A 22,514-nucleotide genomic window follows, 5' to 3' on the forward strand; every position below is an offset into this window, starting at 1 on the left:
CCGGCGACCGGCTTCTCCATCGGCGTGTCGCGTTTGGCGGCGGCGTTGCAGGCGCAACAGGCCGCCGAGGCTGATGGCCCGGTCGTGGTGCTGGTGATGGACCAAGCGCGTGTCGCCGATGCGCTGGGCATGGCCGCCGAATTGCGCGCCGCAGGCGTGCGCGCGGAGGCCTATCTCGGCGGGGCCGGCATGAAGGCGCAGCTCAAATACGCCGACAAGCGCGCGGCGCCTGTGGCGGTGATCCAAGGCGGCGACGAACTCGCCAAAGGGGTGGTTACGCTCAAGGATCTGAAGCTTGGCGCGAAGATCGCCTCCGAACTGGGCGATGATCGCGAAGCTTACGCAAGGGCACGCGAGAAGGTGCAGCAAGAAGCGCCCCGCGCGCAGCTTGTCGAGGCCGTTAAGGCTATGCTCGGCTGATTTCGTGCGCGTGACGAAAAGTGCGGCAATCCCAGGTTGGTTAAGCGCAAAAGTGCGACAAACTGCCTTGACCGACGAAGGGTATATCGTCAGTCTGCCACTCGATCGCCGCAAAGCGTCGTCTGGCGGTCGCGTTTCGGGGAGGAGACGCCCTCTTATAAGCGACGCTCGCGGCCCGCGCCTTCAAAGCGCGGGCCGTAGTCGTTTTAGCGGCTTTGTTTGAAGCTTTCGCGTCAGCGGCGCGGTGAGGCGTCGATGTTTTCGATCACGCCACGCGCTTCGGCGACATCTTCTTCCGGACCGAGCGTCGCGTGCGCGCGCGGCGCAAGCTTACGGCAGCACCACCACAACACCGCGAGCCCCACGAGTGCGGAGATCAGCGATCCACCCAACACGCCGAAGCGGACCGGCGTGGCGAGATCGCCGGCGCCGAAGGCGAGATTGCCAATGAAGAGGCTCATGGTGAAACCGATGCCGGCCAGCATTGCGGTCGCGATCACTTGCATCAACGTGCCCGGCAGGGGCTGGCGGAATGCGGCGGAGGCGACGAGCGCGGCGAGCGTAATGCCGATCGGTTTGCCCAAAACGAGGCCGGCGGAAATGCCGAGCGCGATCGGGTGAAGCAGCGCGTCGACGCCGGCGCCGTGCAGTACGACGCCCGCATTGGCCAACGCGAAAATCGGCATGATCGCAAACTGTACCCAGCGCTTCAGCGCGTGCTCGGCGGTGATTAGCGGCGAGCCGCCGGCTTTGTCGCGCATGGGCACGGCGAGCGCGGTCAACACGCCGGCGATGGTGGCGTGCACGCCCGACACCAGCATGAAGCCCCAGAGCACGAGGCCCATGGCCCAATAGAGGAGCAGGTTGGTGACGCCGCCGCGGTTCATCAGCAGCATGATCACGAAGGTCGCGGCTGCCCCGCCCAGCGCCCAGCCGGTGAGGTACGTGGAATAGAAGAGCGCAATGACGACGATGGCGCCCAGGTCGTCGATGATGGCGAGTGCGAGCAGGAAGAGGCGCAGACCCCCGGGCACGCGGGGCCCGAGCAGGGACATGACGCCCAGGGCGAAGGCGATGTCGGTCGCGGCGGGGATGGCCCAGCCGCGCAGATATTCAGGATGCGAGAGATTGATGGCGACGTAGATGAGCGCGGGGACGGCCATGCCGCCGATCGCGCCGGCCATCGGCAGCGCTGCCTCGCGCGGATTCTTGAACGGGCCCTCGACGGTCTCGCGCTTCAGCTCGAGGCCGACATAGAGAAAGAAGATCACCATCAGCGCGTCGTTGATGATGAGATGCAGGTTCACGGCGTGCGCGGCAGCCCCGAATCCCACGGAGAGACCAGCGATCTGGTCCTCCAGCAGATGGTGAAACGCTTCGCCGGTCGGCCCATTCAGCAGAATGAACGACAAGACGGTGGCGGCGATCAGAATATAGCCAGGTGTGGTGTCTTTATCCCACCAGGACGTTGTCTGACCTTGCGCGGCCGCCATTCGCTCGCTCCATGTTTCCTTTGCGCGAACCTAAGCGGCTGATCTCGCGAGGCAATAAAAATAGGTGCGACCAAGAGGCGCCCATGCCGGCGCGCGCGCTATCCACAGCTTACCCACAGCGGTCGCGGCGCGCGCTGCAGCAGGGAATGGTCAAAAGTGTGGCGAACACGCTGCATCGCAACAAAAGTTTCACCAACCCGTAGCCGATTTGTCGAAAACCCTCTTTAGCTCCCCGCACGCAAACGGGGCGGCTCAGCGTCCCGGAATTGCCCGGGGGTGTTTCATGTTCTCCAAGAAGTTTTTGTCCGGCGTCGCGTTGACGGCGTTGTCCATGGCGGCGACCACAGGTGTGGCGCATGCGCAATCGACCGCGTCGCAGATCACGGACGACGAAATCATCGTCGTCACTGGCGCGCGTCAGGAAGGTGAAATCCTAAACGAAACCGCACCGCGCGCGCGCGCGTCGATTACGGCTGACTACATTGAGAGCCAAGCCAGCGGCCAGACGGTGCTGGAAACAATCAAGCTGATACCGGGCGTCAACTTTACCAACACGGACGCGTACGGTTCCTCGGGCGGGTCGCTCAACATTCGCGGCTTCGACGGCGCGCGTATCTCGCTGACTTTCGACGGCGTGCCGCTCAACGATTCCGGCAATTACGCGATCTATTCCAATCAACAGCTCGATCCTGAACTGATCCAGCGCGCCAACGTCAATCTTGGCACGACCGAAGTCGATAGCCCGACGGCGTCGGCCGTCGGCGGTACAGTGAACTACATCACGCGCGTCCCCGATACGGACCCGGGCATTTCACTCATCGTCTCGGGCGGCGCGGAGAATTTCCGCCGTAGCTTCGGCATGATCGAGAGCGGCGCGGTCGGACCGTGGGGCACGCGCCTTTTCGCAACGGCGTCGTTCACGGAATATGATCAATTCATCGGACCCGGCAGCTTGCAGAAAACCCAGTTCAATGGTGGTTTCTATCAGCCGCTCGGAGACAATGGCGACTTCTTCCGCGTATCGGTCCATTACAACGAGAACCGCAACAACTTCTTCTACCGGTTCAGCCGTGCGCAATACGAGGCTGGATTCCGCGAAAACCTCGACAGTTGCACACCGCTGCCGGGCATTAACGGCGTCGCCGACAACAGCAACAATGACGGTTGCACAGGCTCCAATTTCCGGTCCTATTACAACCACTCGATTAACCCGTCGAACACGGGAAACATCCGCGGCCAAGGCCGCTTCACGCTGACCGACTCGCTTACGCTTACGGTTGACCCGTCGTTCCAGTATGTGCGCGCGAACGGCGGCGGCACCCAGGTTGTTTCCGAAACGGCGCGCCAGCTGATCGAGAACACGCCGGTTCCCGGGATCGATCTCAACGGCGATGGCGACTTCCTGGACAGCGTGCGCCTCTACTCGCCGAGCAACACGAATACGAAGCGTTATGGTCTGACCAGCTCGCTGATCTGGGATATCAACGACAATCATCGTCTGCGTTTCGGTTACACGGTTGACTCAGCACGCCACCGCCAGACCGGCGAATACGGCTATCTGCGCGCCAACGGCGATGTTGAGAACGTGTTTGGCGGACGTGACGGTTTTGGTCGTCCGGTGATCACCGGGGAAGGCGGCGTCTTCCAGAAGCGTGATCGTTCCTCGGTCGCAAGCCTCAACCAGTTCAGCGCCGAGTATCGCGGCGACTTCATGGATGATGCGCTGAGCGTTGTGTTCGGCATGCGCGCGCCGTTCTTCGAGCGTGAGCTCGATCAGAATTGCTACGCGCGTCGCGGTTCGACGTCGTCGACGCAATATTGCACGTCGCAGACGCCGGTCGCGAGCACGATCGCGCCGGGCTTCACCTGGTTCGACAACGATGGCGACACCCTTGAGGAGAACAACGAAATCTACGCGCCGCCGTTCGAAGCGACGGTTGAGTATGACGAGTTGTTGCCGAACCTCGGCATCACCTATCGCCCGGCAGAGGGACACCAAGTGTTTTTCAGCTACGCGGAAGGTCTCTCAGCGCCGCAAACCGACGATCTCTACGGCGGCATCCTGGTTTCGCAGCTCGACATTCCTCAGCCTGAAGGCACGAAGGCATTTGACCTCGGCTATCGCTTCCAGGGGAATGACTGGATCGTGTCGGCGACGGCCTGGTTCAACCAGTTCGAGAACCGCATCGAAAGCTCGGTTGACCCGGACGATCCTGGCACCAGCATTCGCCGGAACGTCGGTGACGTCGATCTGTGGGGTTTCGAAGCCGCCGCCGGCTGGCAAGCCACGAGCGACCTGTTCCTCTACGCCGCTGCGGCCTGGACCGACAGCGAGGTGCAGAACACTGGGGCATCGGTGGTTGATACGCCGGACTATACGCTGACAGCACGTGGCGAGTACGAGATCGGTCAATTCACGATAGGCGCTCAGGCGCGCTACGTTGGCGATCGCTGGGCGAACGACGCCAACACGGAAGTGGCGGACGCGTACACCGTGGTTGATCTCGATGCGCGTTTCAGCCTCGGCGAGTTGCTTGGCAGTGACGAGACCTCGCTCCAGCTCAACGTGATCAATCTGTTCGACGAGGAATACTTTGGTCAGCTGTCTTCGGGAACGGGGACGTCGGCTGGTTTGTATAACCTTGGCGCGCCACAAACTTGGATGCTCACGCTGCGCACCGAATTCTAAGCGCGGCGCACTGAACCTCCTTATGCACTTCCAGGAGCGGTCCCCCAGGACCGCTCCTTTTGTTTTGGGCGTCAGCTCGCCATGCGCTCGACCTTGGCCAGCGGGCTCAAGCCCAGCCAGGTTTGCATGTTCGCAGCGATCTTCTTGTCGCCGGTGAGGAGCAGCGCGCCGTTCGCGAGCGAACGTTTCACAGTCTCGTAGCCCATCCAAATCGCGGTCATCGTGCGCAGGTCGCAGGCGACGTAGAGATCGACGTCGAAGCCCGGGTCGACCGAGCAGAGATCGACTTCACCGTTGGGCTCGACCACGAGCCACCATTTGCGTTGCGCGGCCGGGGCGTCGGCATAGTGGAAATGGATCACGCTGCGGCGCGCGGGCAATGGGTCAGTGTCGAGGTTGCGACGCATGTCCCACATCAAGAGCTGCGCATCGAGATGCTGCAGCGAGAGGTCTTTCTCGATCCAGCGTTGGCCCCAGGCGCCGACGGACATGATGATGGGTTCGAGTTCGCGCCCGGACTCGGTTAGGTGATATTCCTGCACCCCGCCGCGGCCGCGCTTGCGCGTGACGATTCCGGCTTCTTCCAAGTCCTTGAGCCGCTGCGAGAGCAAGGCGGGCGACATGCGCGGCACGCCGCGGCGCAGATCGTTGAAGCGCGTCACGCCAGTAACAAGCTCGCGCAGTAGGATGAGGGTCCAGCGCGTGCAGAGAATTTCCGACGCCATCGCGATTGGACAGAATTGTTTGTAGCTGCCTTGGGTCATGGCCGGCCTCCCTGGGTTGTGGAGCCTAGACCCGCGCGCGCCTGCGCTTCCAGTTCAGTTTTAGTACCGGGGCGGATTCATTTGCTGAACTGGAGCGGGGGCGCTGACGCGGCCTAGGAGCGCGTCAGCAACACGGAGAAGCCCCCATGAACACGACGACGAACCCCAACAAAGCCCTGTGGGAAAAAGGAGATTTCACCAAGATCGCGGCGACCATGCGCCAAAGCGGCGATGCGCTGGTGGAGCGTCTGCAGATCAGGCCGGGCCAGCGCGTGCTCGATCTGGGCTGCGGCGATGGCACCACGGCGCTGCCGGCGGCGCGGCGTGGCGCGGATGTGCTCGGCGTCGATATCGCGGCGAACCTCGTGGCGGCCGGCAATCGCCGCGCGCGCGAGGCGGGTTTGAGCAATCTCCGTTTTCAGGAAGGCGACGCGTCGGCGTTGCGCGAATTGGAGGCGGACAGCTTCGATCTGGTCGTCAGCATTTTCGGCGCGATGTTTGCGCCGCGGCCGGGCGATGTGGCCAAGGAAATGGTGCGCGTGACCAAGCCAGGCGGGCGTATCGTCATGGGCAATTGGATTCCCAATGATCCGACGCTCGTGGCGCAAATCCTGAAGATCAGCGCGGCCTATGCGCCGCCGCCGCCCGAAGGCTTCGTCAGCCCGATGAAGTGGGGCGTGGAGGCTGACATTTTCGAACGCTTCGAGGCCGCCGGCGTGAAGCGCGAGAACATCGCCTGCGCGCGCGATACGTATGTGTTTGCGTGCGATGGTCCGCCATCGGGCCTGCTGGATACGTTTCAGAATTACTACGGCCCGACGATGAACGCGTTCGAGGCGGCGCAGAAGAACGGACGCGCGGCGGAGCTGCGGCGCGAATTGGAGGCGCTGTTCAACGCACAGAACGCCAGCGGCGACCCCTTGCGCACGTATATTCCGGCGACGTTTATGCGGGTGACGGTTGGCGTTTGATCGCTTGAGCAAGGAATGGCAAAGGGCGGGGCGTGGGCTCCGCCCTTATGTCGCTCAGCGTGACGCGCGTTGTGCGCTGGCGGCGCGGCTTTGGGCGAAATCGGGGAAGGTTTCTTCGAGCGTGTCGCGATCGGGCAGGATGTAGAACACGCCGCCGCGCGCGAAGGTGGGCTGGATGATGCGCTCGTAGAATTCGGGCGAGACGTTGATACAGCCGTGGGTGATACGGTTGTCCTCGGGCGTCGGCGAGGCAAGGCGTTCGGCGCGGCGCTCGCGGGGCACCATCGCGATCGGATGGATCGACACGGCGGAGTCGTAATCGACCCAGAGCACACGCCCGGCGTCGATCGAGGGGCCATAGCCGCCGACAAAGCGGCCAGCGGGCGTTGTGCGGTCGCGGCCCGGAATTTCGCTGAGCGCCAAGCCGGCGACGCCCGGCGCGATGTGATCTCCACGCGCCGAACCAAACAGGCCGGGCGCTGCGCCGCGCAGGCGGCCATTGGCGCCGAAGACCAAAATCTGCGCGCGCGCTTTGTCGATAATCGCGAACGGATACCCATGGGCGTCGCGCGAGGCGAGAACCCAGCCCGCAAGTTCGATCGCTGTTGCGGAGACTTCTTGATCAGGCGGCAACTGATCTGCCGCGGAAAGGGGCTGCGCGCCGACATCCTCGGCCTGGGCGACGCCCAAGGTCGCGAATGCCAGCGCCAGCGAGCCGAGTACGGCTCTGGTTGTTTGCACCCACATGTTCATGCGGCGGTTCCTTAGAACGATAGAAGAAGTCCTTGTCCGAACCGTCGTCATGAAATGTGCGCGAAATTAGCCGCGCGGCCGACGGGCCGGTTGCGTTTCGAGCGCCGTGACACGGCCTTCGATCGCATCGAGGCGCTGGTTGGCGCGCTGCGAGTTTTGGTTCGCGGCTTGAGCGTTCTGCGCTGCGCTCTGCACCTGCGCGTCGATGGAATCGAGGCGCGTATTGATTTGGGCGATATCGTCACGCGTCGCGCAAGCGCCGAGGCTTAAGGCCGCAACCATTGCCGCGCCGGTAAGGTACTTTGTAATACGCATTCTAATATCCCTCATTCTGCGGAACGCAGTTCTGCGCCCACCCCAACGGCGGTAACAATCTTAACCGCCATTGGTTCCGCGAGCTACTCGGCGTTGACCGCGTTTTTTCTGAGGCAAAGAAAGAAGCGCGGAGCTTTCCGCTCGCGCTTGATGCTTGGGTGCTTGGTTTTGCTGAAGTTTCGCCTCTCGCGCGAGCGCAGCGAGAATGCACGGTGATCCAACAAACAAAAACGGCGGAGCTTGCGCTCCGCCGTTTCCGTTTTCGTGCCTGGCAGCTGGATTAGAAATCCATGCCGCCCATGCCGCCCATGCCGCCGCCAGGCATGCCGCCGCCGGCGGATTCCTTCTTCGGGGCTTCGGCGATCGAGGCTTCCGTCGTGATGATCAGACCCGCGACCGAGGCTGCGTCTTGCAGCGCCGTGCGCACGACCTTCACCGGATCGATGATGCCGGACTTCACCATGTCGACGTATTCTTCGGTTTGCGCGTTGAAGCCGAAATTGTCGTCCTTCGATTCACGCAGCTTGCCGACCACGATCGAGCCTTCGACGCCGGCGTTTTCCACGATCTGACGGATCGGGGCTTCCAGCGCCTTCTTGATGATGGCGATGCCGACGTTTTGGTCTTCGTTGTCGCCCTTGATGTTGAGTTTGAACGCCGCGCGCAGCAGAGCCGTGCCGCCGCCCGGGACGATGCCTTCTTCAACCGCAGCGCGGGTCGCATTGAGCGCGTCATCAACGCGGTCCTTGCGTTCCTTCACTTCGACTTCCGTGGCGCCGCCGACCTTGATCACCGCAACACCGCCGGCGAGCTTCGCCAGGCGCTCTTGCAGCTTCTCACGGTCGTAGTCCGACGTGGTGTCGTCGATCTGCTTGCGGATTTGGTTGACGCGGGCTTCGATGTCGGCCTTCGCGCCGGCGCCGTCGACAACCGTGGTGTCGTCCTTCTTCACCACGACCTTCTTGGCCTTGCCGAGCATGTCGAGCGTGACATTTTCCAGCTTGATGCCGAGGTCTTCGCTGATGACTTGGCCGCCCGTGAGGATGGCGATGTCTTCCAGCATGGCCTTGCGGCGATCGCCGAAGCCCGGGGCTTTTACGGCGGCAACCTTCAGGCCGCCGCGCAGCTTGTTGACCACGAGCGTGGCCAGGGCTTCGCCTTCGACGTCTTCCGCGATGATGAGCAGCGGACGCTGGCTTTGCACCACGGCTTCCAGGATCGGCAGCATCGGCTGCAGCGACGACAGCTTCTTCTCGAACAGGAGGATCAGCGGATCTTCCAGCGTCGCTTCCATCTTGTCGGCGTTGGTGATGAAGTACGGCGAGAGATAGCCGCGATCGAACTGCATGCCTTCGACGACTTCGAGTTCGGTCTCGAGCGACTTGGCTTCTTCAACCGTGATCACGCCTTCGTTGCCGACCTTGGCCATCGCGTCGGCCAGGAACTTGCCGATGTCGGTGTCGCCGTTGGCCGAGATGGTGCCGACTTGGGCGATCTCTTCCGAACCGCCGACCTTCTTGGCGCGCTTCTTCAGGTCTTCGACGATGGCGGTGACGGCCTTGTCGATGCCGCGGCGCAGGTCCATCGGGTTACGGCCGGAGGCGACGGCCTTCATGCCTTCGCGCACGATGGCTTGGGCGAGAACCGTAGCGGTCGTGGTGCCGTCGCCGGCTTCGTCGTTGGTCTTCGAGGCAACTTCACGAATGAGCTGCGCGCCCATGTTCATGAACTTGTCTTCGAGTTCGATTTCCTTCGCGACCGAGACGCCGTCCTTGGTGGTGCGCGGGGCGCCGAAGGACTTTTCGATCACGACGTTGCGGCCCTTCGGGCCGAGCGTGACTTTCACCGCGTTGGCGAGAATGTCGACGCCTTGGAGCATGCGCTCACGCGCATCGGCGCCGAAATTGACGATCTTAGCAGCCATTTGAATTGCTTCCTTTGAATGTTGAAAAACGAATAGCGAATGGCGAGTAGCGAATAGAGGGCGATCGAGCGCGGGGCGCGCTATTCGCTCCTCACTATTCGCTATTCACCGCGAAGCGCGCTTAGGCGGCTTCCTTCTTCGCCTTCTTCGTTTCGATGACGCCGAGGATGTCGGACTCCTTCATGATGAGGAGTTCTTCGCCGTCCACCTTCACTTCCGTGCCCGACCACTTGCCGAACAGGATGCGGTCGCCGACTTTCACGTCGAGCTTGATGTACTCGCCGTCTTCATCGCGCGTGCCGGGGCCGACAGCGACGACTTCGCCTTCTTGCGGCTTCTCTTGAGCCGTTTCGGGGATGATGATCCCGCCGCGGGTCTTCTCTTCTTCTTTCACGCGCTTCACGAGCACGCGATCGTGCAGGGGACGAAAGCTGGCCACGTCCTGTACTCCCTTAAGTTGCATAGAGCCTGTTTGAGCCCGACGGCGTCGCGTTAGCACTCGCCGCCGTCGGTTGCTAACGGCGGCTAGGTAGGAGGGCCAAGCGGGTGGGTCAACACCCTACCGGGCCCGTTCAGCACGATTTTTGGCGCCCAAGCCCGGGATTGGGCGTTGGCCCCCCATGAGCCGCCCGCCGACCCACGATCCTGAGCCCGATCAGCCCGAACCGCCGGCTCGCCCGCCGGTCGAGCGCCCCGAGCCGCCGGTCGCCGACCCGCCGCCCGCCCCAAGTACGCCGCCTCCCGTCACGGCGGTATCGCTGCTCTGGGGTGAAGCTTGGCGCCCGTGAAAGAAAGAGCCGCCTCGCCTGGGCGAAGCGGCTCTCCGTCGTCCGTCCCTCTGTCGCGCGTCAGTAATACATCAGCGCGTCGAGAATGATGCCCGTCGCGACCGCGACCAGCAGGATGTCGCGATCGACCATCACGTAACGGCAGCCATAGGGCGCTGGCGGCAGGCGATAATAGAGGTCGTAGGGCACCGGCTCCCACCAGATGTAGTCCGGCAAGTATGAGCCCACGCGCCAAGGCCGATAGGGGCGCCGCCAGCCGTCATAGCCCCACCAGCCATAATTCCAGCCGAAATAATTGTGGACGATGATGGTGTAGCCGCGGTCGAAATAATGGCCGTGCCGCACATGGCGCCAGTCGCTGTAGCGCGGACGGTCGAAGTCGCGGTGCGTGTGGCGATAGGGGCGGTAGCGATTGTCGTCGCGACGCCCGTCGCGGCCCCAATCATTGTAAGCGAAGTCGCGGCGACGTTGATGCTCGCGCGTGTTGTCGCGGTCGCGACCGCGATCCTCGCGACCCCAGTCGCGATTACGGTCGTTATTGTTCCAGTCGCGATCGCCACGGCCGTCACGATCGCGGCCGTCACGATTCCAGTCCCGGCCATCGCCACGATTGCCGTCGCCTCGTCCATCGCGCCGGCCATTCCAATCGCCGCGATCGCCATCGCGCCGACCATCGCCATTCCATTGGCCGCGCCCGTCGGCGCGCGCGTCGCGTTGGCGGTTGTCCGCGACTACGGGCGGCGGGTTGCGTCCGCCGCGATCGCCGCCATTCCATTCGCCGCGCCGGCCGTCGCGTTGCGCGTCGCGCTGCTGACCATCGCGCTGGCGATTGGCCCATTCATTGACGCTTGGCTGCGTGGGGCGTGCGCTGTCACCGCGTTGACCGCGATCGCCCTGCCAGTGACCGCGACGGTCGCCGCCGCGCTCATTGCCGCCCAGTAGCGCTGGATTGTCGGGTGCGCGTTGCCGCGGGGCCGATTGCGGAGGCGCTTGGTTTTGGACGCCGTCGCTATTGCCGCGCCAATCGCGGCGGCCGCGATCGCCGTCATCGCTGCGGTGCTGATCACGTTGGCCGCGGCCGCCCTGGTCGCGGCCGCCATTGTCGTTATTTCGTTCGTGACGACCGCGATCGTCGTTGCGCTGTGCGTAGGCGGGTGCGGCCGCCCAGGCTGTCGCGCTCAAGGCGGCGACGGCCGCGATGAGGGCTTTTTTCATTTGAGGCTCCCATGTGCGCCGTCTCCGGCACACCCTCGCAAGGACGAACCTGCGCTTGCGCGTCTGAACCCAACCTGAATCGAAACTGAGGCCGCGGATGAGGGCGGGTTCAGGCGACCTTAATAGCCGTGGATCGCGCGCACCAAGAAACGCACCGCCGAGGCGACATGCTCGCGGCGCTCTTCGTCGGATACGACATAGGTGCTGTCGGCGAGCGCACGATAATGGTGCCGGCTCAGCAGCAGCGACAGGAAGTAGGAGGCGTACGTGTTGGCGTCCTCGCACTCCGGCGCCTTGGCGCGGATGTGGTTGGCGACGACGTCGCGCACCTTATCGGCGTTGGCGGAGACGTTGCGCTGCATGAGTTGCGGGAATTTGCGCGCTTCGCCCACGGTGATGCGGTAGAAGGCGAGATGGTCCTTTTCGAGGATGGTCTTGAGGAATTGCTCGCCGATCACCTGCAGGCCTTGCTCAAGCGGCAGATTGTCCACGCATTCAGGCGTAATCGCGCGCACGAAGCGTTCGTGCTGATCCTGCGCGACGGCGAGGAAGAGGCCCTCCTTGTTGCCGAACTGGGCGTATAGCGTCGCCAATGAGCCGCCGGCGATACGTACAACATCATTAACGCTGGCGGCTTCGTAGCCTTGGGTGAGAAAAACGTCCCGCGCGGCGTCGAGGAAGGCGTGTTTGCGCGCGACGCCGCGATCCACGGGACGGTGTGAAGCCGTTTTGAGGTTCTCTGGCGGCAGCCCGACCACGTTCGTTCCTCCCGCGGCGACGATAGAACGCTCGGACTAGTGTGCAAGCCCACCGAGTTGCTTTAGTAGTATTGGTTACATGGTTGGATTTGCGAGCAATTCGCAGGGACACGCGCAAGATGGCGGATGACGTAGGGGCCACGCTGGACGCCGAAGGCGCTGGCGTCAAAGTGCGCGCCATGACGCGCAAATTTGGTCCTCGCGAAATCGCGATTGCGGGTGCGACCCTCGTGCTTTTGCTTCTGGCCTATTGGGCTGGGCACTGGGCGTTGGTCGGACGCCATCTCGTGTCGACCGACAACGCTTATGTGCGCGCCGATATCTCACTGATGTCGGCCAAGGTCGAGGGCTACGTTCGCGCCGTGCCGGCGATCGAAAACAGCAGCGTGCGCGCCGGCGACGTGCTCGTGGAAATCGATCCGACCGATTACCAAGCGCGTGTGGCGGCTGCGCGCGCGGCGCTGGCGCAAGCGGAGGGCGCGCGCTCGTCCGAACAAGCGGCGCGTGCGCTGGCGGCGGCCGACGTGGCGCGCTATCGCCCGCTCGCCGAACGCGGCCTGCTGTCGCCGGCGCGTATGCAGCAATTGGAAATTCAATCACGTCAAGCGGGCGCTGGGGTGGAAGCGGCCAACGCGGCGGTGGAGGCGGCGCGCGCGGATTTGCGCTCCGCCGAACTTGATCTCGAGCGCACGATCGTGCGCGCGCCGATCGATGGCGTGGTCGGCGATCGCCAAGTGCAAGTGGGCCAATTGGTGCGGCCGGGATCGCCGCTGATGTCGGTGGTGCCGCTGCAGGCCGTGTACGTGGTTGCGAATTTCAAGGAAACGCAGATCGCCAATTTCCGGCCTGGTCAGCCCGTCCTCATTCGCCCCGATGTCGAGCATGATCTGCGCCTCTATGGGACGTTGGAATCTTTGGCGCCGGCGTCCGGCACGGAATTCTCCGTGATCCCGACCGACACGGCGACGGGCAATTTCACCAAGATCGTGCAGCGCGTGCCGGTGCGCATTCATTTGGAGCCGGGGCAGGAGGGGCTTGAGTTGCTCCGCCCGGGCCTCTCCGCCAGCGTCACGGTGGACACACGCGAATGAGCGACGCCGCCCAAGCGGCGCGGCCCGATGACTCGCCGCCGGTCCATATCTGGATCGGCTTTATTGCGATGGTCGTCGGCCAGTTCATGGCCATTCTCGACATTCAGATTGTCGCGAGCGCGATTGGCTCCATCCAGGCGGGCGTCAGCGCGAGTCGCGACGAAATCTCCTGGGTGCAAACAGCGTACCTGATCGCGGAAGTGATCGGCATTCCGCTCTCGGGCTTTTTGGGTCGCGCGCTTGGCACGCGTTTGTTGTTCTGCATTTCGTCGCTGAGTTTTTCGATCGCGAGCCTGCTTTGCGCATTCTCCTGGGACATCACGTCTCTGATCGTCTTCCGCGCGCTGCAGGGCTTCTCGGGCGCGGCCATGATCCCAACCGTGATGGCCACGCTCTACCTCGCGTTTCCGCAACGCCTGCAGGCGATGACGGGGGCGATGATGGGCATGGTGATTACGCTGGCGCCGTCGCTGGGGCCGACCATCGGCGGGTACGTGGCCGAAACGCTGGGCTGGCGCGCGCTGTTCTGGGTGAACCTCGTGCCCGGCCTACTGATCACGGTGATCATCTGGAACACGATGCAATCGCTGGACAAGCCGCAATTCAATCTCCTGAAGCGCATTGATGTCATCGGCCTGATCGGCCTCGCGCTGTTTTTGGGCGCGGCGGAGTACACGCTAGAGGAAGGCCCGGCGAACGAATGGTTTGCCTCGGCCGAAGTGACGATGTGGGCGTTGGCCTCTTTGGCGGGTGCGGCGCTGTTCTTTTGGCGGGCGTTTAGTGTCGAGACGCCGATCGTCGATCTCAAACCGTTCGGCACGCCGACGTTTGCGATCGGCGCGGGGCTTGGCTTCATTCTCGGCGTCGGCCTGTTCAGTTCGGTGTTCTTGACGCCGCTGTTTCTGGGGGCGGTGCGGGGCTATAATGCGCTTCAGATCGGGCACACCATGTTCGTGCAGGGCGTGGTGATGTTCATGGCCGGGCCGATCGTCGGCCGTTTCGGGCGTACGCTTCAGGACCCGCGCTATTTTGGCATGCTGGGCTTCTTGTTGGTGGCGGCGTCCTGCTTCCTGCAGGCCGGCCTGACCCATGACGCCGGCTTTTGGGAATTGGTGTGGCCGCAGGCGTTGCGCGGCGTCGGCCTCATCATCACGTTCACCTCGGTGATGCAGCCGGCGCTGCAATCGCTGCCGCCGCATCTCATCCATTCGGGCGCCGGCCTGTTCAACACGATGCGCAACCTGGGCGGCGCCTTCGGCATTGCGGGTTTGGCGACGATCCAGGCGCATGCTTACGCGCTGCATCGGCAGGAATTGTACAGCGCCGTCGATCCGACCAACCCGCATGTGCAGAGTTTGCTGCAAGGCATGCAGGCGCATCTGGCGCAAACCGGCGCCTCGGACCCCGAGCGGCAAGCCTTGATGTATTACGCGCAGATTCTCGACCGTGAGGCGTTGGTGATGACGTTCAACGACCAATTCCTGGCGTTGGGCATCGTCATTGGCGTCTCAGCCTTCGCGATGCTGCTGATGAAGCCGAGCCCCGCACGCGTGCAGATGATGGCCGATCGCAAGGCCGAAATGGAGATGGCGCACTAGGCGGCGCGCGTTCAGGAGGCTTGCTGCTGCGCTTGCGGCGGGGCGGCGCAGAGCGCGCCCTTGATCGCGTCCAACATGTCCGGGCCGAGCGGCGCGGCCTTGGACGGGAAAGCGCCGACAAGCTCGCCATTCCTGTCGATCAGATATTTATGGAAGTTCCAGCGCGGCAGCGCGCTCTCGCCCAGCTCTTCAGCGACCCATTTGTAGAAGGGGTGGCGCTTGGCGGCGGAATTGATGTCGACCTTCGCCGTCATCGGGAAGGTGACGTGATAGGTGCTGTCGCAGAATTCGCGGATGTCTTTCTCCGGACCCGGCTCCTGACCGCCGAAATCGTTGCAGGGCACGCCGATGATCACGAGACCCTTGCCGACCTTGGCCTCATAGAGCGCCTCTAAGTCGCGGTATTGCGAGGTGAAGCCGCACGCGCTCGCCACGTTAACAATCAGCACCGCCTTGCCGGCGTAATCGCTGAGCTTGATCTCGCCGGGCTCGCCGAGCTTCGCGAAGGAGATGTCGTGGGCGGTGGTCATGGGCTTAGGGCGTTCTGGCCGGAAAGGCGGGCGGTTTAGACCTGATGGCGACCAGTAGCAATGCATGTGGCGCGCCAGTTTCAGGGATGCTACAGCCAACACGTGACTGTTACCTTGCGTTCCCTGATTAACGCGCCTCGAATTTGAGGCCCGGCCCGCGTTTTGAGCACTCGCTCCGCGGGACCGGGATCGCTACACCCCATTCGCTTAGCTGGAGATATGACCAATGGCCGATGCGCCTGCTGGTCGCGATTACCGCGAAACCGTTTTTCTGCCCGACCTGCCGGGCGATCCCTTTCCGCTGCGCGCGGGTCTGCCCAAGAAGGAGCCGGAGCGCGTCAAGCATTGGGCCGAGATCGGGCTCTATCATCTGCTGCGCAAGGAAGCGGCGGGGCGGCCGAAATACATTCTGCACGACGGCCCGCCCTACGCGAACGGCGCCATCCATATCGGGCACGCGGAAAACAAGATCCTAAAAGACCTCGTCGTGCGCTCGCGCCAGATGAGCGGCTTCGACAGCGATTACGTGCCGGGCTGGGATTGCCACGGTCTGCCGATCGAATGGAAGGTCGAAGAGGACTTCCGCAAGGCGGGGCGCAAGAAGTCGGAAGTGCCGGCAGTTGAATTCCGCAAGGCGTGCCGCGACTACGCCGACAAATGGATTCCGTTGCAGCGCGACGAGTTTCGCCGGCTCGGCATCGAGGCGGATTGGGATCGCTATTACACGACGATGAGCTTCCCGGCGGAAGCTGCAATCGCGGCGGAGTTTCTGCGCGTGGTGCGGACGGGGCTGGTGTATCGCGGCTCAAAGCCTGTGATGTGGAGCCCGGTGGAGCGGACGAGCCTCGCGGAAGCGGAAGTGGAGTATCAGGAAAAGACGAGCCCGATGATCTGGGTGAAGTTTCAGGTGCTTCGTGATGAAGGGCTGTCATCGCGTTTGGCCGCGCGAAAAGCCGCGGCGAAGGTAGAGGGTTTGCCCTTCGATGAGGCTGGGTCTCGAGAATTTTATCAGCAGCTACTAGAGGCTTCGATCGTCATCTGGACCACGACGCCTTGGACGATTCCGGGAAATCGCGCGGTCTCGTTCAGCGAAAAGATTGAGTACGGCCTCTATGAAGTTGAGTCTCTTGAGCGAGATCTCCAGTTTGAGCCGTGGTCAAAGCCTGGCGACAAGCTGATCATCGCCGACAAGCTGGCCGGAGATGTTTTCCGTGCCGCAAAAATTATGGATGCAAAGCGCATCGTTAGCGTCGATCCGAGCGGTCTTGTTCTAGCGCATCCTTTGCGCGGCCAGGGCTACGACTTCGACGTCCCGTTGCTCGACGGCGACCACGTCACGGACGACGCGGGTACGGGCTTCGTCCACACGGCGCCGAGTCATGGTGCGGACGACTTTGTGATCTGGACGAAGCACTTCGGCCAGGAAGGCATCCCGTTCACGGTGGACGAGGACGGCAAGCTCACGAAGGAAGCGCCGGGCTTTGAAGGGCTGGAGATCATTCAGCTTGAGGGCAAGAATCTCGGCAAGGACGGGCCGGCGAACAAGGCGGTGATGGATGCGCTGATCGCGGCCGGGGCTTTGCTGGCGCGCGGGCAGTTGAAGCATTCCTATCCGCACTCGTGGCGCTCGAAGGCGCCGCTGATCTTCCGCAACACGCCGCAATGGTTCATCGCGCTCGACAAGCCGTTTCGCGATGGCAAGACGCTGCGCCAGATCGCGCTCGATGAAATCGAACGCGTCGATTGGGGCCAGAAGCGCACCGGCGAAACCAAGGATCAGAACCGTATCAAGGGTATGATCCAGGATCGCCCCGATTGGCTGATCTCGCGCCAACGCGCCTGGGGCGTGCCGTTGCCGATTTTCGTGAAGAAGAGCGATAGCTCGATCCTGCAGGATGATGAGGTCGACGCGCGCATCATCGCCGCCATGAAAGAGGGCGGCGCCGATGTGTGGTGGGCCACGCCTGCGCAGGATTTCCTGGGGTCGAAATACAAGGCGGAGGATTTCGAGAAGGTCGAGGACATCCTCGACGTCTGGTTCGATTCCGGCTCGACGCACGCGTTCGTGGTCGGCAATCCCGATGCGCCGACGCGGCCGTCATTCGTGAACCCTGTTTCGACGATCTATCTTGAAGGCTCGGACCAGCATCGCGGCTGGTTTCATTCGTCGTTGCTGGAAAGCTGCGCCACGCGCGGGCGTGCGCCATACGACGAAGTCATCACGCACGGCTTCACGATGGACGAGAAGGGCATGAAGATGTCCAAATCCATCGGCAACACGATCGAACCGCAAACCATCGCCGCGCAGAACGGCATCGAAATCCTGCGTCTGCTGATCGCGTCAGCGGAGTACGGCGACGATCTGCGCCTCGGCAAGATCATGATCGATCAATCGGGCGAGATGTATCGCAAGCTGCGCAACACGTTGCGCTATTGCTTGGGTGCGCTGAAGGACTTCACCGACGCCGAGCGCCCGCCGATCACGCCGGGCCGGGCGCACAGCGACGACCCGGAGACTTTGCCGCTGTTGGAACGTTGGCTATTGCATCGGCTGTGGCAATTGGATCGCGTGGTGCGCCAGGCCTACGACACGTATCAATTCCGCGTCGCGCTCTCGGCGATCGTGGAATTCTGCAACGTCGATCTCTCGGCTTTCTACGTCGATGTGCGCAAGGACACGCTCTATTGCGACGCGCCGACCAGCCTGCGCCGCCGCGCCTGCCGCACGGCGCTGGACGAGACATTCTCCCGGCTGACCGCGTGGCTTGCGCCGATCCTGCCGTTCACGGCGGAAGAGGCGTGGCTGACGCGCTTCCCTGACTCCGTGTCCGTGCACCTGCGCACGTTCCCGGAGACGCCGGAGTCTTGGGAAGACGATTTCGCGGGCGAAGAGGTCGCGCGCCTGCGCGAAGCGCGCGCGGTCGTCACCGGCGCGCTGGAAGTGGCACGGCGAGAGAAGACAATCGGGGCCGCGCTGGAAGCAGCGCCGCGTGTGTTCGTCGTGGACGATGAATTGCGCGCGTCGTTGCAGGCGGTGGATTTCGCTGAACTCTGCATCACCAGCGGCATCGCGATCGAAGCGGGCGAAGGCCCGGCGGACGCGTTCCGGTTGCCGGAAGTTGCTGGCGTCGCGGTCGTGGTAGAGAAGGCGAGCGGCGTGAAATGCGCGCGCTCGTGGAAATATTTCGATCCGGCGACGGCCGATCCGCGCTACCCCGACATCACGCCGCGCGACGCCGAAGCTGTCGCGGCCTGGGATGCGGCGCACGCTTAGGCGTCAGCGCGCCATGGCGGAGAAGCAGCCGCCGGGGCCGGTGAGGCCGTGGTGGGCGAGGCAATAGGTGCGCTCGTTGGCGTTGACGGACACGGACATACATTGCCGCAATTGCAGCTGCTGCATCGAAAGGCATTGCTGCGTCAGCGGTTCGTTCAGCAGCGTCGAAACGTGGCTCCGTTCGCTGCCCGTTGCGTCCATGACGACAAGCGCGCCCAGCGTCAGCATGCGATCGGTGACGTCGATATAGCTGCGATGCTCGCGCCCGCCGCGCCCGCGTGGCGGCGGCCCCTCGCGATTGGCGAGAGAATCCCAGAAGCGGCGACCGCCGAAGGCGTCGGCGTCGCGGGCCGGATTCCCGGCGAGCGCATTGATGTGCAGACGCGCGCGCATCGCGGGTGTGAGATTGGCGCTTGCGCGTGGCAGTGCGCCGCGCCGCTCGGATGAATTGATCCAGCGCGCCGTCTCGCCACGTGCGATGGTGTCATAGCGGCCGCCGGCGTAGGCGGCGCGGGCGCCGTCCGCCCGTGCGGCGCTTAGGATCAAGCGAATGGCGCTGGGGGCGCCGCCAGCGTGGCGGCGCGCGTAGGTGACGTCGGCGCGCATGTCGCGCAGCACCTGCGCACGACTGGACGCTTCGATGCGCTGCTCGACGCCGCTTGCGAACGCCGGTGATTGTGCGGCGACGAGCGCCCCATACGCGATCCAGCCGCGGCTGACGCGCGAAGGATTGTGCCGCGACACGCGCGCGACCGCGCCATTAATGGCCTCGGCGCTGTCGACCTCGAGATCGAGCAGCACGCTGACGTCGTTCTGATAGAGGGCGTAGGCGTCGAGCGCGTCGTGGACGCTGTCGGCGTGGGCGGGCGCCGCATGCAGCAGCGCGAGGGAGGCCAGGGCGGCAAACAAGGTGCGCATAGGCGGGAGGGTCGCCGAGTCGCGTTAACAGCCAGCCCCACGAGCCCGGTTAATGCAGCCGCCTTGCCGCCAGCCCACGCCCCGGCCATAAGCCGGACCATGTTGCGTTACGGGCTAACTCTTTCAGCGATCGTTTTCGTCGCGGACCAGATCAGCAAATGGCTCGTCCTTGGGCCGGGGCGGTTCAGCCCGCCGGGCTGCCTGGAGGCCGGCTATGGCTGCCGCTTCATCGAGCTCACCCCGTTCTTCGACCTGCAAATGGTCTGGAACCGGGGCGTGAGCTTCGGCCTATTGCGCGCCGATCAGGATCTGGCGCGCTGGGGCCTGGTGGCGATGTCCTTCGTCATTTCGGGTGTGTTCTTGTGGTGGCTGCGCACAGCCGAACGCAAATTGACGGCGACGGCCTTGGGGCTCGTCATTGGCGGCGCGCTGGGCAACGTCATCGACCGCATCCGCTTCGGCGCCGTGGCGGACTTCCTTGATTTTAATGGGCTTTGGTTCCCCTGGGTGTTCAACGTCGCCGACGCCGCGATCACCGTGGGCGCTATCCTGCTGGCCATCGACATGATTTTCCTGTCCGAGAGTGAGCCGGGCAAGGGCACGACGTGGGACCAGCTCAAGGCCCGGTTCGGCAAGGGCGGCTCAGGCAGCTGATTTCCGAGGGAATTCGCCCCATAACCGTCTTAATCGGGGGCGATCCCTCTTCACTGCTGTCCGGCTTGGCTTGCCGGGCAGGGCCGGGCTAGAACCGGCGGCGAATGATTTGAGGGAGGCGGGCGTCCGATGACGAAACCGATCGCAGTGGTTGCTTTGATGGTCGCGGCGGCGACGGCGAGCGGGTGCGCGAGCCTGTCACGCGCAGTCGGCGCCACGCGCAGCGCGCCGGACGAATTCCGCGTCGTGACGCAAGCGCCGCTGACGCTGCCGCCGGACTACAATCTGCGTCCGCCGCGTCCGGGTGAGCCGCGTCCGCAAGAATTGCAGCCGACCGACGAAGCGCGCGCGGCGCTGTTTGGCGAGACGGTCGGCGCAGGCGCCAGCCAGGGCGAGCGCCAATTGGTGGCGGGCGCCGGTGCGACGGCCGCCGACGCCAATATTCGCGACACGATCGATTTCGAAAGCCAAGGCATCGTACGCCGCAACCAAGGCTTTGTGGATCGTCTCATCGCGTTCCGCGGCTCGTCCGAGAGCGCCAGTGCGCCGCTCAATCCGGAAGAAGAGGCGCGTCGTCTTGAAGATGAAGAATCCATCCGTCGCGCCACCGGCGGCGGCCAGGTCGTGATCGAACGCGATCGCGGCGGCTTCAAACTGCCTGGCACCTGAGCCGAGGCGTGAGCTTGGGGCGGAGCGCAACGCGCATTTTCGCACTTGTGTTGGTCTGCTTGGCGCTTGTTGCGCCAGCGTCCGCGCGAGACCTGCCGCGGCCCGAGACATTCACGCTCAATAACGGACTCCAAGTCGTGGTGATCACCGATCGGCGCGCGCCGGTGGTGACGCATATGGTTTGGTATCGCGTGGGCGCCGCCGATGAAGATCGCGGCCGCTCGGGCATTGCGCACTTCTTCGAGCATCTGATGTTCAAGGGAACGCGCGACATCGGGCCCGGCGAATTCTCACGCGAAGTGGCGCGTAACGGTGGTCAACTGAACGCGTTCACCTCGTGGGATTATACGGCCTATTACGAGCGCATTGCCCGCGACCGGCTTGAGCTGGTCATGGGCATGGAAGCCGATCGGATGCGCAATCTGCGCTTCTCGGATGAGACCTTCACCTCCGAGCGCGATGTCATCGGCGAAGAGCGGCGCCAGCGTATCGACAACAATCCGGGCGCGGTGATGGGCGAACGCATGCGCGCCATGCTCTATCCGCACCATCCCTACGGCACGCCGATCATCGGCTGGGCGCACGAGATCGAAGCGCTTGATCGCGAAAGCGCGCTCGCGTTTTACCGGACTTGGTACGCGCCCAACAACGCGATCCTGGTGGTCGCCGGCGACATCGACGCGGCGGAATTGCGCCCACTCGCGCAGCGTTATTACGGCCGCTTGCGGCCCACGCGTGATCTGCCCGCCCGCACCTGGGTGCAGGACCCGCCGAGCGTTGGCCCCATGCGCATCACGCATCGCGATGAGAAAGTGCGTCAGCCTTCGATGTCGCGGGTTTATCGCGCCATTTCGTATGCGACCGACGAGGGTCGCCAAGCGCACGCGCTCGATGTCGCGATCGAAATCCTTGGCGGCTCTGAAACCAGCCGCTTGTATCGCGCGCTCGTCGAGGAACAGCGCATCGCCGTCAGCGCCGGCGCTGGAGCGAGCACCTCCGGCCTTGGCGGCGGTTCGGTCTCTGTTTCGGCGACGCCCGTGGAAGGCGTGAGCTTGGAGCAGCTTGAGGCGGCCGTGGACGAGGTGATCGCGGCTTATCTGCGTGACGGCCCGACGGAGGCCGAACTCGCGCGCGCCAAATCCTCGCTCGCCGCCGCCGCAATCTATTCCCGCGACAGCCAAGAGAGCTTGGCCAACATTTACGGCTCGTCGCTGGCGCAGGGCGAATCCATCGACGACGTTGTGAATTGGCCGCGCGACATTGAGGCGGTAACGCGCGACGAAGCGTTGACGATGGCGCGCCAGACTTTGGTGTTGGATGCGTCCGTCACGGGCTGGTTGCTGCCGCCGGAGGCGGGGCAATGAAGCGGCTTTTGTTTGCTATCGCGTTGGCCGCGCTCGCGCCGCTGCCGGTGGCGCATGTCGAACCCGCGTATGCGCAAACGCGTACGGAGAGCGCCGCCGCACGCCACGGCGTGCCGGTGCGCCAAATCACGTCGCCCGGCGGCATCCATGCGTGGATCGTCTCGGATTCAACCGTACCGATGATCGTGCTGCGCGCCTATTGGCGCGGCGGATCGGCGATTGAGCCCGACGCGCTGACAGGCGTCACCGGCGTGATGACGGACATGCTCACCGAAGGCGCGGGCGCGCTCGACGCCAACGCCTACAAGGAGCGTCTGGAAGATTTG

General features: G+C 63.8%; 20 protein-coding genes and 1 pseudogene. 11 read left to right on the forward strand and 10 right to left on the reverse strand.

Annotated features, from left to right (window positions below):
* A partial coding sequence (locus VF769_RS04240) for a His/Gly/Thr/Pro-type tRNA ligase C-terminal domain-containing protein (protein WP_331007126.1) occupies positions 1–420 on the forward strand: 420 nt, incomplete at its 5' end.
* 233 nt (positions 421–653) lie between these two features.
* Here VF769_RS04240 and nhaA read toward each other — a convergent pair.
* Positions 654–1,913: a Na+/H+ antiporter NhaA gene (gene nhaA, locus VF769_RS04245; RefSeq protein WP_331007127.1), complete on the reverse strand. Its 1,260-nt coding sequence runs from the start codon at positions 1,911–1,913 to the stop codon at positions 654–656.
* A 283-nt stretch (positions 1,914–2,196) separates the two neighbouring features.
* Here nhaA and VF769_RS04250 point away from each other — a divergent pair, with 283 nt between their 5' ends.
* Positions 2,197–4,602 carry a TonB-dependent receptor gene (locus VF769_RS04250; protein WP_331007128.1) on the forward strand — a complete coding sequence of 802 codons (2,406 nt, stop codon included), beginning with the start codon at positions 2,197–2,199 and terminating at the stop codon, positions 4,600–4,602.
* A 71-nt stretch (positions 4,603–4,673) separates the two neighbouring features.
* On the opposite strand, the gene VF769_RS04255 is transcribed toward VF769_RS04250, so the two are convergent.
* Entirely contained in the window at positions 4,674–5,366 is a 693-nt protein-coding gene (locus tag VF769_RS04255; RefSeq protein WP_331007129.1) for a helix-turn-helix domain-containing protein, read from the reverse strand.
* Positions 5,367–5,512: 146 nt separating this feature from the next.
* On the opposite strand from VF769_RS04255, the gene VF769_RS04260 reads away from it, so the two are divergent.
* Positions 5,513–6,337 carry a class I SAM-dependent methyltransferase gene (locus VF769_RS04260; protein ID WP_331007130.1) on the forward strand — a complete coding sequence of 275 codons (825 nt, stop codon included), beginning with the start codon at positions 5,513–5,515 and terminating at the stop codon, positions 6,335–6,337.
* Between the two features lie 54 nt (positions 6,338–6,391).
* Here the strand turns inward: VF769_RS04260 and VF769_RS04265 are convergent, their stop codons facing one another.
* The 4 genes from VF769_RS04265 to groES form a co-directional block, all read right to left on the reverse strand.
* Positions 6,392–7,048: a hypothetical protein gene (locus VF769_RS04265; RefSeq protein ID WP_349258095.1), complete on the reverse strand. Its 657-nt coding sequence runs from the start codon at positions 7,046–7,048 to the stop codon at positions 6,392–6,394.
* Positions 7,049–7,156: 108 nt separating this feature from the next.
* Positions 7,157–7,405 (reverse strand): hypothetical protein, encoded by a 249-nt coding sequence (locus tag VF769_RS04270; RefSeq protein WP_135212467.1) that lies wholly within the window; start codon positions 7,403–7,405, stop codon positions 7,157–7,159.
* Between the two features lie 280 nt (positions 7,406–7,685).
* A complete protein-coding gene (groL, locus tag VF769_RS04275) occupies positions 7,686–9,329 on the reverse strand; it encodes a chaperonin GroEL (protein ID WP_331007132.1) in 1,644 nt (547 codons plus the stop codon).
* Positions 9,330–9,450: 121 nt separating this feature from the next.
* Positions 9,451–9,792: a co-chaperone GroES gene (gene groES / locus VF769_RS04280; protein ID WP_349258094.1), complete on the reverse strand. Its 342-nt coding sequence runs from the start codon at positions 9,790–9,792 to the stop codon at positions 9,451–9,453.
* A 157-nt stretch (positions 9,793–9,949) separates the two neighbouring features.
* Here groES and VF769_RS04285 point away from each other — a divergent pair, with 157 nt between their 5' ends.
* Positions 9,950–10,117, forward strand: a complete 168-nt coding sequence (locus VF769_RS04285; RefSeq protein WP_331007133.1) for a hypothetical protein — start codon at positions 9,950–9,952, stop codon at positions 10,115–10,117.
* Between the two features lie 60 nt (positions 10,118–10,177).
* On the opposite strand, the gene VF769_RS04290 is transcribed toward VF769_RS04285, so the two are convergent.
* Together VF769_RS04290 and VF769_RS04295 are read right to left on the reverse strand one after the other, a co-directional pair.
* Positions 10,178–11,332 (reverse strand): hypothetical protein, encoded by a 1,155-nt coding sequence (locus tag VF769_RS04290; protein ID WP_331007134.1) that lies wholly within the window; start codon positions 11,330–11,332, stop codon positions 10,178–10,180.
* A gap of 119 nt (positions 11,333–11,451) precedes the next feature.
* Positions 11,452–12,090: a TetR/AcrR family transcriptional regulator gene (locus VF769_RS04295; protein WP_331007135.1), complete on the reverse strand. Its 639-nt coding sequence runs from the start codon at positions 12,088–12,090 to the stop codon at positions 11,452–11,454.
* Between the two features lie 119 nt (positions 12,091–12,209).
* Here VF769_RS04295 and VF769_RS04300 point away from each other — a divergent pair, with 119 nt between their 5' ends.
* Both VF769_RS04300 and VF769_RS04305 read left to right on the forward strand, forming a co-directional pair.
* Complete coding sequence (locus VF769_RS04300; protein ID WP_331007136.1) at positions 12,210–13,181, forward strand: HlyD family secretion protein; 972 nt, start codon at positions 12,210–12,212, stop codon at positions 13,179–13,181.
* Positions 13,178–14,779, forward strand: a complete 1,602-nt coding sequence (locus VF769_RS04305) for a DHA2 family efflux MFS transporter permease subunit (protein ID WP_331007137.1) — start codon at positions 13,178–13,180, stop codon at positions 14,777–14,779. The genes VF769_RS04300 and VF769_RS04305 overlap by 4 nt, the downstream gene beginning before the upstream one ends.
* A gap of 11 nt (positions 14,780–14,790) precedes the next feature.
* Here VF769_RS04305 and VF769_RS04310 read toward each other — a convergent pair whose 3' ends face one another.
* On the reverse strand, positions 14,791–15,309 hold the full coding sequence (locus VF769_RS04310) for a glutathione peroxidase (protein WP_331007138.1): 519 nt from the start codon (positions 15,307–15,309) through the stop codon (positions 14,791–14,793).
* Between the two features lie 226 nt (positions 15,310–15,535).
* Here VF769_RS04310 and ileS point away from each other — a divergent pair, with 226 nt between their 5' ends.
* Entirely contained in the window at positions 15,536–18,583 is a 3,048-nt protein-coding gene (gene ileS / locus VF769_RS04315) for an isoleucine--tRNA ligase (RefSeq protein WP_331007139.1), read from the forward strand.
* Positions 18,584–18,586: 3 nt separating this feature from the next.
* On the opposite strand, the gene VF769_RS04320 is transcribed toward ileS, so the two are convergent.
* Entirely contained in the window at positions 18,587–19,501 is a 915-nt protein-coding gene (locus VF769_RS04320; RefSeq protein WP_331007140.1) for a hypothetical protein, read from the reverse strand.
* Positions 19,502–19,600: 99 nt separating this feature from the next.
* Between VF769_RS04320 and lspA the strand changes: the two genes are divergently transcribed.
* The 4 genes and pseudogenes from lspA to VF769_RS04340 form a co-directional block, all read left to right on the forward strand.
* Positions 19,601–20,155, forward strand: a complete 555-nt coding sequence (lspA, locus tag VF769_RS04325; protein ID WP_331007141.1) for a signal peptidase II — start codon at positions 19,601–19,603, stop codon at positions 20,153–20,155.
* Positions 20,156–20,284: 129 nt separating this feature from the next.
* The gene (locus tag VF769_RS04330) at positions 20,285–20,824 is read left to right on the forward strand and encodes a DUF3035 domain-containing protein (protein ID WP_331007142.1); all 540 of its coding nucleotides are present in this window, start codon (positions 20,285–20,287) and stop codon (positions 20,822–20,824) included.
* 8 nt (positions 20,825–20,832) lie between these two features.
* The gene (locus VF769_RS04335; protein WP_331007143.1) at positions 20,833–22,188 is read left to right on the forward strand and encodes a pitrilysin family protein; all 1,356 of its coding nucleotides are present in this window, start codon (positions 20,833–20,835) and stop codon (positions 22,186–22,188) included.
* Positions 22,185–22,514: pseudogene (locus tag VF769_RS04340) on the forward strand (hypothetical protein); the annotation flags it as partial. The gene VF769_RS04335 and the pseudogene VF769_RS04340, both read left to right, overlap by 4 nt.

The organism is Vitreimonas sp. (assembly GCF_036392335.1).
Lineage (GTDB): Bacteria > Pseudomonadota > Alphaproteobacteria > Caulobacterales > Aquidulcibacteraceae > Vitreimonas.